Source organism: Mucilaginibacter gossypiicola (assembly GCF_900110105.1).
Classification (GTDB): Bacteria; Bacteroidota; Bacteroidia; order Sphingobacteriales; family Sphingobacteriaceae; genus Mucilaginibacter; species Mucilaginibacter gossypiicola.
The window spans coordinates 520,310-536,655 of the sequence record NZ_FOCL01000003.1; the positions used below are offsets into that span (position 1 = coordinate 520,310).

Here is a 16,346-nt window from a genome sequence, read left to right on the forward strand (position 1 = left end):
CATTTAGCTACTTTTATTTTAAGGTAAGCTAAATGCACATTATTATTTTAAGGCATACCAATCTGCTTTAATTCAATCATTTACCACACATGATTACAATTGTAACGGTTAAATCAAAAAAAGAACTGGCTTCATTTATTGATTTTCCGCATGACCTGTATAAGGACGATCCTTATTACGTTCCCGAACTGTTTATTGCCCAAAGAGATCTTTTAACCAAGCACCCCTTTCATAAGCACAATACCGTACAACCATTTTTGGCTTATGATGGCAATAAGATAGTTGGCCGTATAGCTGCCATCCTTAACAACGGCCACAATGAATACAGCCACGTTAACGATGGCTTTTTTGGTTTTTTTGATTGCATTAATGATACCAATGTATCCAATATGCTTTTTGAAACCGTTACTAAATGGCTCAAAGAAAAAGGTGTTACCGGTAAATTATTGGGCCCTACTAATTTTTCAACCAATGAGCCCTGCGGTTTGTTGGTAGAAGGTTTTGACAGTTCGCCATTCCTGATGAACACCTACAACTTTGCGTATTATGCCAACCTGGTAGAAAATTTTGGTTTCACCAAAGATGTTGACCTGATTGCATGGCACTGGGACGGACAGGCTTACGATGATAAGTCGGTACGTTTATTAAACTCGCTTGAAGAGCGTTTGAAACGCAGCGATATCATTATCCGAAAAATTAACCTTAAAAATTTCAAAGAAGAAGCAGCCAAGCTTCGCGAAGTATACAACTCGGCCTGGGATAAAAATACCGGCTTTGTACCGCTTACCGATGAAGAGTTTGATTATTTGGCCAAAGATCTTAAACTCATCCTCGACCCTGATTTCGCCATCGTAGCCGAGCAACATGGTAAAATAGTGGCATTCGGCCTGGCTCTTCCTAACTACAACGATATTTTCAAAACCATAAAACGCGGCCGTTTGCTGCCAACCGGCATCTTTAAACTGTTATTTGGTAAAAAGAACATTACCGGCATCCGCATTTACGCCCTGGGGGTAATTGAAGATTATCGTAAAATGGGCATTGAGGCTTGTTTATACGGCACCATTATTCGCGAATATAAAGCCAAAGGCTATGCCCACGCTGAAGCCGGCTGGACATTGGAACACAACGACATGGTGAACCGTGCCATTGAGGCCATCAAAGGTGATCCTTATAAAAAATACAGGTTATATCAAAAAGCAATATGAGGGAACGGGTTTTAATAACCGGTGGAAGCGGATTTGTTGGATATCATTTAATTGAGGAGGCTTTACAAAACAATCTGGAGGTCTTTATAGCTGTCAGAAAAAGTAGTAAAATAAGCCACTTAAACGATTTAGATATTCAATATATTTACCCAGAATTTAACAATAAGGAAACATTAAGTAAACAACTGGCGGAAATTAAGCCCGATTATATCATACACGCTGCAGGTGTAACCAGCGCCCGCTCCGAAGCCGAATATAACCGTATAAATGCCACCTATACTTATAACCTTGCTTCGGCCGCTTATGAAAGCTGTCCTGATTTAAAAAAGTTTGTACTTATTGGCAGCCTCGCTTCGGTAGGGCCGCTTAATACATTAACTGGTGTAATAACCGAGGCAACCCCACCGCGGCCTGTTACAGCATACGGCAGGAGCAAACTACTTGCCGAAGAAAAATTAAAAACGGTAACCGGCTTAAATTATACCATACTTAGGCCCACCGCGGTTTACGGACCAAGGGATACAGGCATATTTATATTTTTCAAACAGGTTGTAAGAGGAATAGAGCCTTATATAGGTAATACGCCGCAAAAGCTAAGCTTTATTTATGTTAAAGATTTGGCTAAGGCAAGTATTAAGGCCCTGTATGGTGGTAATAACAAGACATTTAACTTAAGCGATGGTAATTTTTATGATCGCTATGAGTTAGGCAATATTACCAAAGATGTGTTAAAGCTTAAAACGCTAAAGTTTCATCTGCCTGTAAATTTTGTAAAAATCATTGCAGCTGTGGCCGAAAAAATAAGTTCTTTGAGCAACAAAGCTGCGGTACTGAATATTGAAAAGCTTAATGAACTGACCGCCATTAACTGGAATTGCGATATTGAAGCAGCTAAATCCGACCTGGGGTTTTATCCTTTATACAATCTGCAAAACGGTATGGCCGAAACGCTAAAATGGTATAAAACCAACAAATGGCTTTAGCCACTTAAATTTAAATAAATAATAGTAACATAAATGAAAATCAACATTACACCTGCCAAAGGTAAGCTTGGTATCCTGATCCCAGGGTTAGGCGCCGTGGCAACTACCCTGATTGCCGGCGTTGAAGCCGTTAAAAAAGGCATCTCGCAGCCAATTGGCTCCCTTACTCAAATGGGCCACATACGTTTAGGAAAAAGGACAGAAAACCGCAATCCTAAAATTAATGAATTTGTTCCGCTCGCTAACTTAAACGATTTAGTTTTTGGCGGCTGGGACGTTTATGAAGATAACGTATTTGAATCTGCATCAAACGCGCAGGTGCTTGAACAAGGTCTGTTACAAGCAGTTAAAGCCGAATTGGAAGCTATAAAACCAATGAAAGCCGCGTTTGATAAAAACTACGCTAAAAACCTTGACGGTACCCACGTTAAAACCGGAACCAGGCTTGAACTTGCCGAGCAGGTTATGGAAGATATCAAAAACTTTAAAGAGGCTAATGGTCTTGACAGGGTTGTTTTGGTATGGTGCGGCTCAACCGAAATTTATTATGAAGCATCGGCTGTACACCAGTCATTAGCTGCTTTTGAAGAAGGTTTGAAAAATGATGATAAGCTGATCGCTCCAAGCATGATCTATGCTTATGCTGCTTTAAAATTAGGCGTTCCTTTTGCTAACGGTGCCCCTAACTTAACGGTTGATATCCCCGCATTGATCGAGCTGGCTAAATTAACTAAAACTCCAATTGCTGGTAAAGACTTCAAAACCGGTCAAACTTTAATGAAAACTGTATTGGCCCCGGGCCTGGCAGCACGTTCATTAGGTGTACACGGTTGGTTCTCAACTAACATTTTGGGTAACCGCGATGGCTGGGTTCTTGATGATCCGGATAACTTCAAAACTAAAGAAGTATCAAAACTTGGTGTATTGGAAGATATCTTCAAACCAGAAGATAACCAGGAGTTATACGGTAACATTTACCACAAAATCCGTATCAACTACTACCCGCCGCATGGCGATAATAAAGAGAGCTGGGACAACATCGACATTTTTGGCTGGTTAGGCTACAAAATGCAGATCAAGATCAACTTCCTTTGCCGCGATTCTATCCTTGCTGCCCCTATCGCGCTTGACCTTGCTATCTTCTGCGATTTGGCTAAACGTTCAGGCATGAGCGGTATCCAGGAATGGTTGTCATTCTACCTGAAATCGCCTCAAACAGCACCTGGTTTACATGCAGAGAACGATATCTTCAAACAACTGATCAAATTGGAGAATACCCTTCGTTATTTAATGGGCGAAGACCTGATCACTCACTTAGGTTTGGACTACTATGACGATATGTTCGCCACTGAATAATCGTTAAATTACTAAATACCGTCAAAACAGCCGTAAGCAGTTGAACCCCTGCTTCACGGCTGTTTTGTTTTTATCACGTAAAAAATTTATTGCAGGGTAACATTATTTTAAAGCAATAGTCTTATTAACACTAATAGAGATTTGTTAAATAATGTTATTTATTGCCCCGAAAGAAGTCTTTCCAAAAGATAAAAAACGCCAAATAATATCTAATTATCAATAAGTTACGCAAATACAAATATAACAAACAGCAAACAACAGCAATACTAACTACCGGTTAAAGCCGTTGTTTGGATTTACTTATAGTTACAGTAATACGAGAGTATAAATAGGTGTAAACAATATTTGACTTTTTGACCACATTAGTCTGTAGTGATTTTTTTTACCTTTGGCCTGTTAATTGTAAACTCCATAATAACCATCTGCCGGGAGTGTACAAAGTAGGGTAAGCTGTGAGTGATTAGGCGGCAGAACAATGAAAAACATACGGAGGCGGGCATAATCAATCTGCCAAAAATATTTGAATAACTAATACATACCTCTTTATCTAATAATAAAAGTGTTAAGTCGAAAAAAGAAGTTTGTATTTGCACAATGCACAAAGTACATGGATTGTAAAAAAATTTATAAAAGCTTATTTTTCTTAATACTGTTCTTTTCTGCTTCTGCATTATATGCACAGCAAACGGTTATAACAGGTACCGTTACCGATGCGGGTAACAAACAAACCTTACCTTCTGTAAGTATATCGTTTACAGGTACAACAACAGGTACCACTGCCGATGTTAACGGTAAATATCGCCTCGTAACAAGTAATCAGGAATATAAACAAATCAAAGTTTCGTTTTTAGGTTATAAAGATGCATTTTTAGCCGTTGTTCCGGGTAAAGAGCAGGTTATCAACGTAAGGCTATTCCCTGCTTCTCAACAACTTAATGAGGTTGTTGTAAAATCGGGCAAAAAACCTAAATACCGTAATAAAGATAACCCGGCTGTTGAGTTGATCCGCAAGGTTATCGAAAACAAAGAAAAGAACCGTCCTGAAGCATACGACTATGTTGAATACAAAGAGTATGATAAAATGATGTTTGCGCTGAGCAATGTATCGGCCCAGTTTTCGGACAGGAAGTTTTTCCGCAAATACAAATTCATTTTAGATAATCGCGATAGCTCGTTGGTACCAGGCAAATCGTTGTTACCTATCTATCTTGACGAAAAGCTGCAACAAGTTTATTACCGCAAAAACCCTGAGAAAACCAGGGAAGATATAACAGGTCAAAAAAGTGTAAATTATGGTCCAGGTATTGATAACGAAGGCTTAACCCAGTATTTCAAACACCTGTATAACAAGGTTGACATTTATACCAATAACGTATTTTTAATTACCAGCCAATTCCTGAGCCCGATCTCTGATAACTCGCCAAACTATTACAAATACTTTATTGCCGATACCATTGTTGACGCGCACAACAACAAGCTTGTAAAGCTTGATTTCACTCCGCGTAATAGCACCGATGTACTTTTTGAGGGAAGTATCTATATTACCCTTGACGGCAATTACGCTGTACAAAAGTGTGATCTGACTATCAACAAACACATCAATATCAACTTCATCAGGTCGATGAACGTAAACCTGGAGTTCCAGCAAAATCCCGACGGCCGTTATCACCTGAGCAAAAGCACTACCATTGCCGATTTTGGAGCATCCAAAAAAGACGCAAAAAGTGGGTTGTTTGGTATAAGAGCCATAACGTACAGCAACTATGTTGTAAACAAACCCCATCCGGACACCACCTATCAAGGATCTCAATATGCTGAACTGAGTGATGAAGTGAAGCATCGTCCGGAATCCTTTTGGCAGGAAAACAGGCCCGATACCTTAAGAACTGCCGAAGCAAAAGTTTATAAAAACATTGACAGCCTGCGCAACATGCCTTCATTTAAGCGCACCGTTGATATAGCAACACTCCTGCTTGCTGGTTACAAAGGCTTCGGTAAGTTTGAATTAGGCCCTGCCAATACGTTTTATAGCTTTAACCCTGTTGAAGGTTTCCGCCTGCGTGTAGGTGGCCGTACAACACCCGAATTAAGCAAACGTTACTATTTTGAAACATATGCTGCTTATGGTTTTAAGGACGAGCGCTGGAAGTACTTTTTAAGTGCAACCTATTCGCTTAACGATAAATCCATATATCGTTTCCCGCAAAACTATATCAGGGCAAGTTTCCAGCGTGACACCAAGATACCTGGTGCTAACCTACAGTTTGTACAGGAGGACAACTTCCTGTTATCGTTTAAGCGTGGTGTAAATGATAAGTTCCTGTACAACGATTTTTACAGGTTTGATTATGTACATGAGCTGCAAAGCCATTTTTCATACGCCGCAGGCTTCAAAAAGTGGACACAAGAACCAGCCGGATCATTGTATTTTGACAATATCATCAATGATCTGCCAAACTCTATCCATCATTTAACCACTACCGAGCTTACCGCAAGCGTACGCTGGGCACCCCATGAGCAGTTTTACCAGGGTAAAATCTACAGGATCCCTATCCCTAATAAATACCCTGCATTTGAGCTCGATTACGCTTCAGGTATTAAAGGCTTATTTGCCGGCGAGTACAACTATCAAAAGCTTGATTTCCGCGCTGATAAACGCTTCTATTTTTCGCAGTTAGGTTATGCGGATATCAATGCCTCGGCAGGTAAAATTTTCGGTTCGGTACCGTACCCATTGTTAACCATACACAGGGCTAACCAAACTTATGCATATGATATCGACTCATACAACTTAATGAACTTTTTGGAGTTTGTGAGTGATAAATATGCAAGCTTCAGGATTGATCAGCACTTCAGCGGTTTCTTCTTCAACAAAATACCATTGTTAAAGAAACTGAAATGGCGTGAAACAGCATCCGTAAAAGTATTATATGGTGGTTTATCTGATCAAAACAATCCGTCAATACATCCGTCATTATATCAATTACCGGTAGGTGCCGATGGTGTGCCAATTACTTATACATTAGGTAAAACACCTTACGTTGAAGGTAGCGTTGGTATCGAAAATATATTTAAATTTATACGCATAGATTTTGTAAAGCGCTTTACCTACCTTGACCAGCCAAACGTTGCCCAATGGGGACTAAGGACAAGGCTTAAATTTGACTTCTAATCATTGCACCTAAATAAGCAGAGAGAAAAATGGAACAGCAAACAACAACACTTAGGAGATCATTCAGAACCAACTTGCAATTAGGCATTTATAAGGTTATTGATCCGTTTGTGAAGATCCTTATAAAAATAGGCTTAACCCCCAACGCCGTTACTACCATTGGTTTTGTACTTAACGTAGGTGTTGCTGGTATATTTATTTTAGGTGCCGAAGAAGGCAACCGCGGCGACCTGAGCTATGTAGGCTGGGCTGGCGGCCTTATCCTTTTTGCAGGCTTATTTGATATGCTTGATGGCCAGGTAGCCCGCTTAGGCAATATGAAGTCGACCTTTGGCGCCCTGTATGATTCTGTACTTGACCGCTACAGTGAGTTGATCATGTTTTTGGGAATTTGCTATTACCTGGTGGCACATCACTACTTTGTGAGCTCGATAGCAGCCTTTATTGCGCTTATTGGCTCAATGATGGTAAGCTACGTACGTGCCCGTGCCGAAGGTTTAGGTGTTGAAATTAAGGGCGGCTTAATGCAAAGGCCCGAGCGTGTAGTAACCATCGGTTTATGCGCAGCCTTATCGGGTATAGTAGCTCAGTACATTGGCGGTAACTATAAATTATTTGTTCCCGGCATTAAATTCCATGTATTTGAAACCATATCGATATTTACTATTCCGCTGGTAATACTCGCCGTTTTAACCAATATCACCGCTTTTAACAGGTTAAGAGATGCTAAAAAGGCTTTAACGAAACTGGAAGAAGGAGAGGAATAGTTTTCAGTTGACAGGTTCCGGGTAGACAGCGAAGGTTTAAATTCTCGATGTAAAACTTTCCGCTCAAGACTTAGAACTTCGAACTTACAACTACCGGCAAAATATCATATCTTCGCAACAATTAAATAAAGGCATTTACACTTAGCAATATCTTTGCTAAAATTGCCTTTTGTTGGTTAAAGGCCAGCCATCTTTAGTAAAATTAAAAATACACCATAACAGGCAGAGAGATCCTAAAAGCGTTTTAAATCCTGATTATAAACAATGAAAAAGAATTATATATCCAACTCGCAGGAATCTGTGAGGATGTTTAAAAGCGATTTTTTAGAGAGCCTGTCTAAAGTGCACTGGACTGTGCCTTTGTATATTTTTGTACCTGTTATTGGATATTGCAGCTACAAATATTTCGACCTGATGAGCCCGAATATTTTAGGTTATATAGGCCTCTTTGCTTTCGGTTTATTTATCTGGACAATTACAGAATACGTAATGCACCGCTTTGTGTTCCACTATCATCCAAGTGAAAAGCTGGAATGGGCACAGCGCCTGCACTTCATTATGCACGGTGTACACCACGATTATCCAAGCGATGCCAAACGTTTGGTATTGCCCCCATCGCTAAGTATCCCTTTGTCTACCGGCTTTTTCTTTTTATTTAAATGGCTATTACCGGTTGATTATATCTGGGGATTTTTTCCTGGCTTTATACTGGGCTATTTGATCTACGATATCTCGCATTATGCTATGCACCACTTTAACTTTAAAAGCGGTATTTTCAAAAAGATCAAACAACACCACATGTTGCACCACTACCAGGATCCTGAAAAGGGCTATGGTGTAAGCTCACCGTTTTGGGATAAAATTTTCCGTTCAGATTTCTTAAAAAAATAGCAATGACCAATGCCAACAACGGCGTAACTGTAAATATCCGCTCGATAATTATTGTTTCGCTGCTTTCCATTGCTTACCTGGCGCTTTCAACATTCCTTATAGGTTATAAACCAGATGAGCTTACCCTGGTAGTTATTTTCAATGTGCTATTTTATGCATCGGCTATAACCCGCAAGTTTATATTAGGCTTCACTATTTTTATAGTGTACTGGATCATTTTTGATTACATGAAGGCCTTCCCCAATTATAACTATAACCCGGTGCATATTGCTCAGCTCTACAATGCAGAAAAGCACTTGTTTGGTATTCACTTCAACGGGAAACTATTAACACCAAACGAATATTGGCTGGCTAACAGTAATACTTTTATTGATGTGGTATCGGGCTTGTTTTACCTGTGCTGGATTCCGGTGCCGCTGGGCTTTGCAGCTTATTTGTTTTTCAAAAACAAAAAGCAGTTCCTCAATTTTTCGCTCACCTTTGTTTTGGTGAATATTTTGGGCTTTATAGTTTATTACACCTACCCTGCTGCACCACCCTGGTTTGTACAATACCATGGCTTTCATTTTATCCCTTTAACTATGGGTAATACAGCGGGACTGGCCAGATTTGATGCTTTTTTTCACGCAAGCATTTTTAAAAACATTTATACCAAAGGCTCAAACGTATTTGCAGCCATGCCATCGCTGCATTCCTCCTACCCGGTTATAGTGCTTTACTATGGTATAAAGAACAGATTAGGCCTCGTTAATATCTTTTTTGCCGCTGTAACTGTAGGTATCTGGTTTACCGCTGTATATGCAAGTCATCATTATGTGCTTGATGTGTTAGCCGGCATTACCTGTGCTTGTTTAGGTATAACGCTGTACAACGTACTGCTAAAGAAATTTAGCAGTTTACAGTCTGCCCTGAACAACTACGAGAAAGTGATTTCTTAAGAGTCAGCTCTTGTACAAAATCTTCTTTTATATACAACCTGTTGTATTAAAACCTGTGCTGTTGAAAAAGGGATTACTAATTGTTGATTAATATTTCCTCAGCTATTATCCTGAAAAACAGCCTATACAGCTAATAAAAGCATCAAAAGCAATCCTGTTTATATAAACTATATTAAGATTACGTTAAACAGGCACGCTATTTGCCTAATTATAAGCAGATTATTGTATTTTTGAGTAATCTGTTATATGAAGAGACTTTTTACCTTACTTTTTATTCTGACAGCCGCGTTTAAATTATCTGCACATGCAAGTGATCTGGATAGCCTCAAACAAAAATTACAGGTTACCAGCGACTCCCTCAAAGGCCCCATCTATACGCAAATAGCCGCCCAATATTTAGGATATGACACCGTATCTACCCGGCGAATGAAATACTATTTTCAAACGGAGGCGCTCAATTACACTATGCTTGCGCTGCATTATTATTCCACTTATAATGATACTTTAGGCCAGCGGACAAGCTTTAACGCGCTGGCAAAGGTTTATCGTTCCCAGCGAAAGTTTATCCAGGCCAAATGGTTTATATTACAATCGAATACTATATCACGCCAAAGAAAAGACACGCTCAATATTATCACCTCGCTCGTTGAACTCGCAGCCATCAAAAGTGATATCAAAGACTACAAGCTAAGCATGAAGGACCTGAACGATGCTTTAAATCTGTCGCTCAAAACTCATGACCCTAAAAAAGAATCTGTAGTACAGGTAGGTTATGCCGAACTGTACCGAAAAATGAACGATTTCGATAAAGCGGCCGCGGCAATTAAACGCCACGAGTTTTTAGATGATAGCCTTAACCAGGTTACCGTTGACAGCATTGCCAAAGTAGCCACTGCCGATTCGATAAAAATCAAAAAGAAGGATTCGGTTCTGGCCAAAAAAAAAGTTTATACCAGCAACTTGAAACGCAGGCCAATGCTAAGATACGCCAGGCACATAACGTCAATGTCGTTCTCACAATCACCACTCTTGTTCTCGTCATTATAGCTTTAATTATCATTTACAGACGAAAGAAAACCGGTCGCTGGCGTTCTGCAATCAGGCGACCCAAACAATAATTTAAACCACGGGCGTTTAAAATTGTCAAAACACCAAGATGAAAAAGCTAATTGTTTTATTTGCTGCGCTGGCCTGCCTGGGTCAGACCTACGGCCAAAGCAGTAAACGTTTCCGGACTGAGTTTTTAAACAGCATTAATGCTACCCGGCAAAAGGGTTGTAACTGTGGTAGCAAATACTTTCCGCCTGCACCGCCCCTCACCTGGAACAATGACCTGGAAGATGCCGCCGTAGGGCACGCTAAAGACATGGCCCGCCAAAACTATTTTAGTCATGATAGCAAGGATGGTCGCAGTATGGAAGACCGGATTGTGTATGCCGGCTATAAATTTAAAGGCTTCAAAAGTTTTGCCATAGGCGAAAACATAGCACAAGGCCAGCAAAGCATTGCAGAAGTAATGGCCGGCTGGTTTAAAAGCGAAGGCCACTGCCGCAATCTCATGAACCCCGACTTTAAAGAGGTTGGCGTTGCTGAATATAAAACCTACTGGGTACAGGATTTTGGTGGTCGTACATCTTTTTCGGCAGCACAACAAAGGCTGATTAAATCAGGTAGATACAGGCTAATTCAGGAAAAACCAGTGGAAGGGCATTGATATTGTCTGAACTCGAATTAAACGAATTAATTGAATTTATCGAATTTGCTAAGCATTCTGTCCATTCCTTTAATTCGTTTAATTCGAGTTCAGACAATTACTTCCCCGCTTCCGGTTTCGGTTTTGGCTCCCTTGGACCACGTTTGTAGATAATCAGCCCATTCAGGAAGTTACGCAGGATCTGGTCGCCACAAGGCTTAAAATTGGGGTGATCATCAGCGCGGAATATAGCGCCTATTTCGGCTTTGGTAATTCTGAAATTGGCCAATGCCAAAACCTTGATGATATCATCATCAGTAAATTTCATAGCTACCCGCAGCTTTTTCATGATATCGTTATTGCTCATTATATCTTCTTTTTAACAAAATTACCTCGAAATTTCCATCTTCACCTTTTTGCCTTTAATTTTTTCGGCTTTTACCTGTTTTACTACACCTTCTATCTTGTCGCGTTTTATGGCAGCGTATGATGAATAGTCAAGCACTTCTATCAGGCCAAGGTCCTCCTTTGCCAGCCCTCCCTTTTTGAGCAGCAGACCAACTATATCAACCTTGTTTACCTTATCCTTTTTTCCGGCGGCTATATACAACGTAAGCCATGGTGATGCCGGTGGCAATATCAGTTTCTTAGGCAATTCTTCAACCTCGGGCAGTTGTTTTAAATATGGCAGCTTTTCATCGGGCGCTAACATCAGGTATGATGTTCCTTTGGCATTCATACGTGCCGTGCGGCCGTTACGATGTAAAAAAGCCTCCTCATTATGCGGCAACTGGTAATGCACCACATATTCTATCTCCGGGATATCCAGCCCGCGCGAAGCCAGATCAGTAGTGATTAGTAACTTATGACTTCCGTTTCTGAATTTGATCAGTGCCCGCTCCCTATCCTCCTGTTCCATGCCTCCATGAAAAATATCGTGTTCCAATCCCATGTACCAAAGCGATTCGCTGATCCGGTCGACTGCCTCACGATGGTTGCAAAATACAAGCGTTGCATTGCTGCCTATTTTACAAAGCAGTGCAAAAAGCGCCTCGAGTTTATCTGTAGCTTCGGTTACTATAGCTTTTTGTTTAATATCCGGTGTAGAGGTAACATTGGCCAGAAAATTTACTTCAACAGGTTTATCGATACCCGTAAAAGCAGGGATCTCATCCATTTTAGTGGCCGAAGTCAGGATTCGCTTTTTAATTGCAGGCAACTGCCGGATGATGTAAGCCATATCTTCCTGGAAACCATATTCAAGCGCCTTATCAAACTCATCAAGTATCAGGGTTTGAACAGTATCAGTACTAAAATTTTCTTCGCGCAGGTGAAAGGCGATACGCCCGGGTGTACCAACCAAAACTGCCGGCGGATGTGAGAGGTTGTTTCGTTCAACTTTTACTGCATGTCCACCGTAGCAGCAATTGATTTTGAAACCGGTACTCATTGCTTTCCACACTTGTTCAATTTGCAATGCAAGCTCACGCGATGGCACCAGGATCATCACCTGTACCGTATCAATATCGGCCTTAACTAAGTTTAACAAGGGCAATAAAAACCCAAGTGTTTTTCCCGAACCGGTAGGCGATAAAAGAATTACGTCGCCCTTTTTAGCGGCACTAAGCGCGGCAAGCTGCATAGGATTAAGGGCAGTTATGCCGAGGTTACTCAATGCCTTTTCAATCATGATTTGTTTTGTTGAGGCGCAAAGATAGGGTAAAAATTATTGGGGGCTATTCTTACGCAGGTTTAAGCACCCACGCTTAACTTAAACCGGGAGCGTGGACGCTCCTATTCATAAGCATTCAAGCGAAGGACGCTTGAACGTGCCCCCCTTACTCCGCTACCTGGGCAAAATTATGCTTAATAAACCTTGCAATCTTTTTGGCATCCCGATGGCTTAAATTCCCCATACAGGTATATTCCCACTCGTGCATGTTATCATCAAAAACAATATCTCCCAAATCTGCTTCTCCCTCACTTAAACTGAATACACCGGTTGCATAAACATGTGTACCGGGTATAAGCTGGTGTACCGCTTCAATGCTGATCCGGCGTATACCATCTTCGGTATCCAGATCAAAAATCACCGACTTTTCCATGTATTTAACTACAATATTAAACCGGTTTTGTTTAAATAATTGCTTAAAGATTAAAGCAATTACCAGCCCATAATTTCCATTACCCTGCTAAATTCGGGTTGAAGTGTAGCTTCTATTCTTATCTCCTCGTTTGTTACAGGGTGCTTAAAACTCAACTGCGAAGCATGAAGCAGCATGGTGGTCATTTCCCACTGTTCTAAAAACAGCTTGTTTTGTTTGTTACAGCCATGGGTACGGTCGCCGATAATGGGATGAAAAATGTGGCTCAGGTGTTTGCGCAATTGGTGCATGCGCCCGGTAGTGGGCACGGCTTCCACTAATGAGTATCGTGAAGTGGGATGCTTGCCGAAGGCAATATCAAGCTCGGCCCTATTTAAGGTTGTATAGCTTGTGAATGCATCCTGTAGCGTGCCGTTTTCCTTGCGAAGCGGATAGTCTATATCCTCTGTATCTGGCGTATGACCGCGAACTATGGCCAGGTATTTTTTGCTTACCTGGTTTTCCATAAATGCCTTTTGCATAGCAATTTCAACTTCTTTATTAAAAGCAAAAAGAAGGATGCCGCCGGTTTTCCGGTCAATACGGTGAACAGGATTAACCTTCATACCAATTTGATCACGAAGTAATTGCAGGGCAAATTCTGAAGCATCAGCCGCTATGGGCGAACGGTGCACCAGCAAGCCATGCGGCTTATTGATGGCAATGAGGTGTTCATCGCGGTATATGATCTCTAACATCGGCATAATTACAAGACCGCGAATTTACGGCAGCATTTTGGATTTATTTCTAAAATCTTTCCTTTGTAGAGACGCATCACATGCGTCTCCAACATACAATTGCAGCCATTTATTTTTAGGGAGACGCATGTGATGCGTATCTACATTGAAGTATCGGACAAAATCTTTTTAAACCACTTTTAAAAGTCTATCGGTGTAAAAAAATAATTTTAAATAGTATTGCTTTTCCTATCTTTAGTTCAAACCTAAAATACAGTTAAACTAATGGCTACCACAGCAAACCAGGCAAGTGCCAAACAGGCCGACGATATTAATGCCGCTCCTACCCGTTTACTTTCATTAGATGCCCTGCGTGGCTTTGATATGTTTTGGATTATGGGTGGCGAGGAGATTTTTCACGGCATGGCCAAAGCTACCGGTTCACCTTTTTGGGGCGCAATAGCCAACCAGTTCACCCATCCAGATTGGAATGGTTTTCACCTGTATGACCTTATTTTTCCGCTATTCCTGTTCATGGCCGGTGTATCAACGCCATTTTCTGTAGGGCGCGAGCTCGAGAAGGGTAAAACCCGCCAGCAGTTATTGCTCCGGGTTATAAAAAGAGCATTTATTTTGGTGCTGCTGGGCCTTGTTGTTAACAACGGAATAAAAATTATGCCTATTGCCGAAATCAGGTTCCCGAGTGTACTCGGTCGCATAGGTATTGCTTATATGTTTGCCAACATTATTTATCTGTATAGTAAGGAACGCTGGCAAATGTTTTGGTTTTGCTTTTTCATCATTGGCTACTGGTTATTGCTTAAATTTACTTCAGCCCCTGGTTTCCCAATGGGCGACCTAACCATGAAGGGCAATTTCGCTTCATACGTTGACCGCAGCATATTACCGGGCCGTTTGTATTTAGGTATCCACGACCCCGAAGGGCTCTTTTCAACTATTCCAGCTATCAGCACCGGCATATTAGGTATACTTACCGGCATATTGCTTAAAAAAGGCGGCGTTACACAAATGCGTAAGGTAACTACAATGGCTGTTGTTGGTGTAATATTCCTGATCCTCGCCCAGATCTGGAACCTTGATTTCCCGATCAATAAAAACCTGTGGACAAGCTCATTTGTGCTGCACGTAGGCGGGTTAAGCTTGTTACTGATGGCGCTGTTTTACTATATTATTGATGTAAAAGGATACAAGAAATGGGCCTTCTATTTCAGGGTGATAGGAATGAATTCCATCCTGATTTATATATCCGGTCACTTTATTAAATGGGATTACACTACCGAAGGCTTCTTCGGGTGGATAGGCCAGTTAGTTGGAAATCCGTACAATATTGTGGTAATGGCTATTTGCTACGTGATGGTGAAATGGCTGTTTTTGTATTACTTGTATACTAAGAAGACATTCCTAAGAGTATAAAGGAACCATGATTTACAGGATTTTAGGATGACCATGAATTAAAAGTATCAAGGCTATCCTAAAATCCAGCAAATCATAGTTTAAATATCATGGCATCCTTTAATCCTATAAATCAAGGTTATGTTTGTTCCATGCCTGTTGTTCAACGGGTGTTAAATAAGTCCAGGCCATAATACGGCTTACTTTCTGGCCTTGCGACATGTTGATGGTTTGCACATCTTTTACGCCTTCTTTTTGAAGGGCATTGTATAAGATCCTGAGGTTCTCTTTTTTAGATACCAGCGTTGTGAACCATAAAACCTGTTTCTCAAATGGTTTACTTTGTGCAGCCATCAACTTCAGGAAAGCCGCCTCGCCGCCGGGATACCAAAGCTCGGTGTTTTGACCACCGAAATTCAATATTGGTTGTTTATCTTTCCTTAAACCCAGGTTATCCCATTTACGGGCCGAACCGGCAGCAGCCTCTTTGGCCGAAGCGTGGAACGGCGGGTTACAGAGGGTAAGGTCAAATAACTCGCCGGGCTTGATGATGCCTTTAAAGATATCCGCCTTTTTGCTTTGCTGCCTTAACTCAACGGCAACCTTTAAATGGCTGTTTTGCTCCACAATGCTTTGTGCCGATGCCATTGCCTCCAGGTCGAGCTCGGAGCCAACAAAGTTCCAGCCATACTCTTTAAAACCCACTATAGGGTAAACAAGGTTAGCCCCTGTTCCGATATCAAGCACGCGCACCTTGCGGCCTTTACGCACAACACCATCATTAACAGAAGCAAGCAAATCAGCCGCGTAGTGGATATAATCGGCACGTCCCGGAATAGGCGGACATAAAAACCCTTCGGGGATATCCCAATGGTTGACGCTATAATAATGTTGCAGCAATGCCTTGTTAAGCGTTTTTACAGCCTCCGGATTGGCAAAGTTGATGGTAAAATTATCGTATTCATTGGTACGCACAAATTGCCTTAAGGCTGGCGTGGTTTTTATCAATGCCTTAAAATCATACCCTTCGCGATGTTTATTGCGCGGGTGCATATTGGTCTTAGCCTCAGGCTGATTGGGTTCTTGTGCTGACAATGGTAAAGT

General features: G+C 41.2%; 15 protein-coding genes. 10 read left to right on the forward strand and 5 right to left on the reverse strand.

Annotation, left to right across the window (positions count from 1 at the left end; all coding sequences use genetic code 11):
* Nucleotides 1–89: 89 nt before the first annotated feature.
* The 9 genes from BMX50_RS12030 (at nt 90) to BMX50_RS12070 (ending at nt 11,029) form a co-directional block, all read left to right on the forward strand.
* Entirely contained in the window at nt 90–1,208 is a 1,119-nt protein-coding gene (locus BMX50_RS12030; protein ID WP_091210765.1) for a GNAT family N-acetyltransferase, read from the forward strand.
* The gene (locus BMX50_RS12035) at nt 1,205–2,191 is read left to right on the forward strand and encodes an NAD-dependent epimerase/dehydratase family protein (protein ID WP_091210766.1); all 987 of its coding nucleotides are present in this window, start codon (nt 1,205–1,207) and stop codon (nt 2,189–2,191) included. The genes BMX50_RS12030 and BMX50_RS12035 overlap by 4 nt, the downstream gene beginning before the upstream one ends.
* Before the next feature lie 33 nt (nt 2,192–2,224).
* Nucleotides 2,225–3,547, forward strand: coding sequence for an inositol-3-phosphate synthase (locus tag BMX50_RS12040; protein ID WP_091210767.1), 1,323 nt, complete (start codon nt 2,225–2,227; stop codon nt 3,545–3,547).
* A gap of 607 nt (nt 3,548–4,154) precedes the next feature.
* A complete protein-coding gene (locus BMX50_RS12045; RefSeq protein WP_091210768.1) occupies nt 4,155–6,719 on the forward strand; it encodes a DUF5686 and carboxypeptidase-like regulatory domain-containing protein in 2,565 nt (854 codons plus the stop codon).
* A gap of 29 nt (nt 6,720–6,748) precedes the next feature.
* On the forward strand, nt 6,749–7,486 hold the full coding sequence (locus BMX50_RS12050) for a CDP-alcohol phosphatidyltransferase family protein (RefSeq protein ID WP_091210769.1): 738 nt from the start codon (nt 6,749–6,751) through the stop codon (nt 7,484–7,486).
* Between the two features lie 264 nt (nt 7,487–7,750).
* Nucleotides 7,751–8,377 (forward strand): sterol desaturase family protein, encoded by a 627-nt coding sequence (locus BMX50_RS12055; protein ID WP_091210770.1) that lies wholly within the window; start codon nt 7,751–7,753, stop codon nt 8,375–8,377.
* 2 nt (nt 8,378–8,379) lie between these two features.
* A complete protein-coding gene (locus BMX50_RS12060; RefSeq protein ID WP_091210771.1) occupies nt 8,380–9,315 on the forward strand; it encodes a phosphatase PAP2 family protein in 936 nt (311 codons plus the stop codon).
* A 246-nt stretch (nt 9,316–9,561) separates the two neighbouring features.
* Nucleotides 9,562–10,362 carry a tetratricopeptide repeat protein gene (locus BMX50_RS12065; RefSeq protein WP_091210772.1) on the forward strand — a complete coding sequence of 267 codons (801 nt, stop codon included), beginning with the start codon at nt 9,562–9,564 and terminating at the stop codon, nt 10,360–10,362.
* A 109-nt stretch (nt 10,363–10,471) separates the two neighbouring features.
* Nucleotides 10,472–11,029 (forward strand): CAP domain-containing protein, encoded by a 558-nt coding sequence (locus BMX50_RS12070; protein ID WP_091210773.1) that lies wholly within the window; start codon nt 10,472–10,474, stop codon nt 11,027–11,029.
* A 97-nt stretch (nt 11,030–11,126) separates the two neighbouring features.
* Here the strand turns inward: BMX50_RS12070 and BMX50_RS12075 are convergent, their stop codons facing one another.
* From BMX50_RS12075 to BMX50_RS12090, 4 genes are all read right to left on the reverse strand, one after another.
* A complete protein-coding gene (locus tag BMX50_RS12075) occupies nt 11,127–11,375 on the reverse strand; it encodes a DUF1456 family protein (RefSeq protein WP_091210774.1) in 249 nt (82 codons plus the stop codon).
* Between the two features lie 21 nt (nt 11,376–11,396).
* Nucleotides 11,397–12,698 carry a DEAD/DEAH box helicase gene (locus tag BMX50_RS12080; protein WP_091210775.1) on the reverse strand — a complete coding sequence of 434 codons (1,302 nt, stop codon included), beginning with the start codon at nt 12,696–12,698 and terminating at the stop codon, nt 11,397–11,399.
* A 148-nt stretch (nt 12,699–12,846) separates the two neighbouring features.
* On the reverse strand, nt 12,847–13,113 hold the full coding sequence (locus BMX50_RS12085) for a hypothetical protein (RefSeq protein WP_091210776.1): 267 nt from the start codon (nt 13,111–13,113) through the stop codon (nt 12,847–12,849).
* A 59-nt stretch (nt 13,114–13,172) separates the two neighbouring features.
* On the reverse strand, nt 13,173–13,850 hold the full coding sequence (locus tag BMX50_RS12090) for a pseudouridine synthase (protein ID WP_091210777.1): 678 nt from the start codon (nt 13,848–13,850) through the stop codon (nt 13,173–13,175).
* Nucleotides 13,851–14,114: 264 nt separating this feature from the next.
* On the opposite strand from BMX50_RS12090, the gene BMX50_RS12095 reads away from it, so the two are divergent.
* Nucleotides 14,115–15,263, forward strand: coding sequence for an acyltransferase family protein (locus tag BMX50_RS12095; RefSeq protein ID WP_091210778.1), 1,149 nt, complete (start codon nt 14,115–14,117; stop codon nt 15,261–15,263).
* 105 nt (nt 15,264–15,368) lie between these two features.
* Here the strand turns inward: BMX50_RS12095 and rlmF are convergent, their stop codons facing one another.
* Nucleotides 15,369–16,337, reverse strand: coding sequence for a 23S rRNA (adenine(1618)-N(6))-methyltransferase RlmF (rlmF, locus tag BMX50_RS12100; protein ID WP_091210779.1), 969 nt, complete (start codon nt 16,335–16,337; stop codon nt 15,369–15,371).
* Between the last annotated feature and the right edge of the window lie 9 nt (nt 16,338–16,346).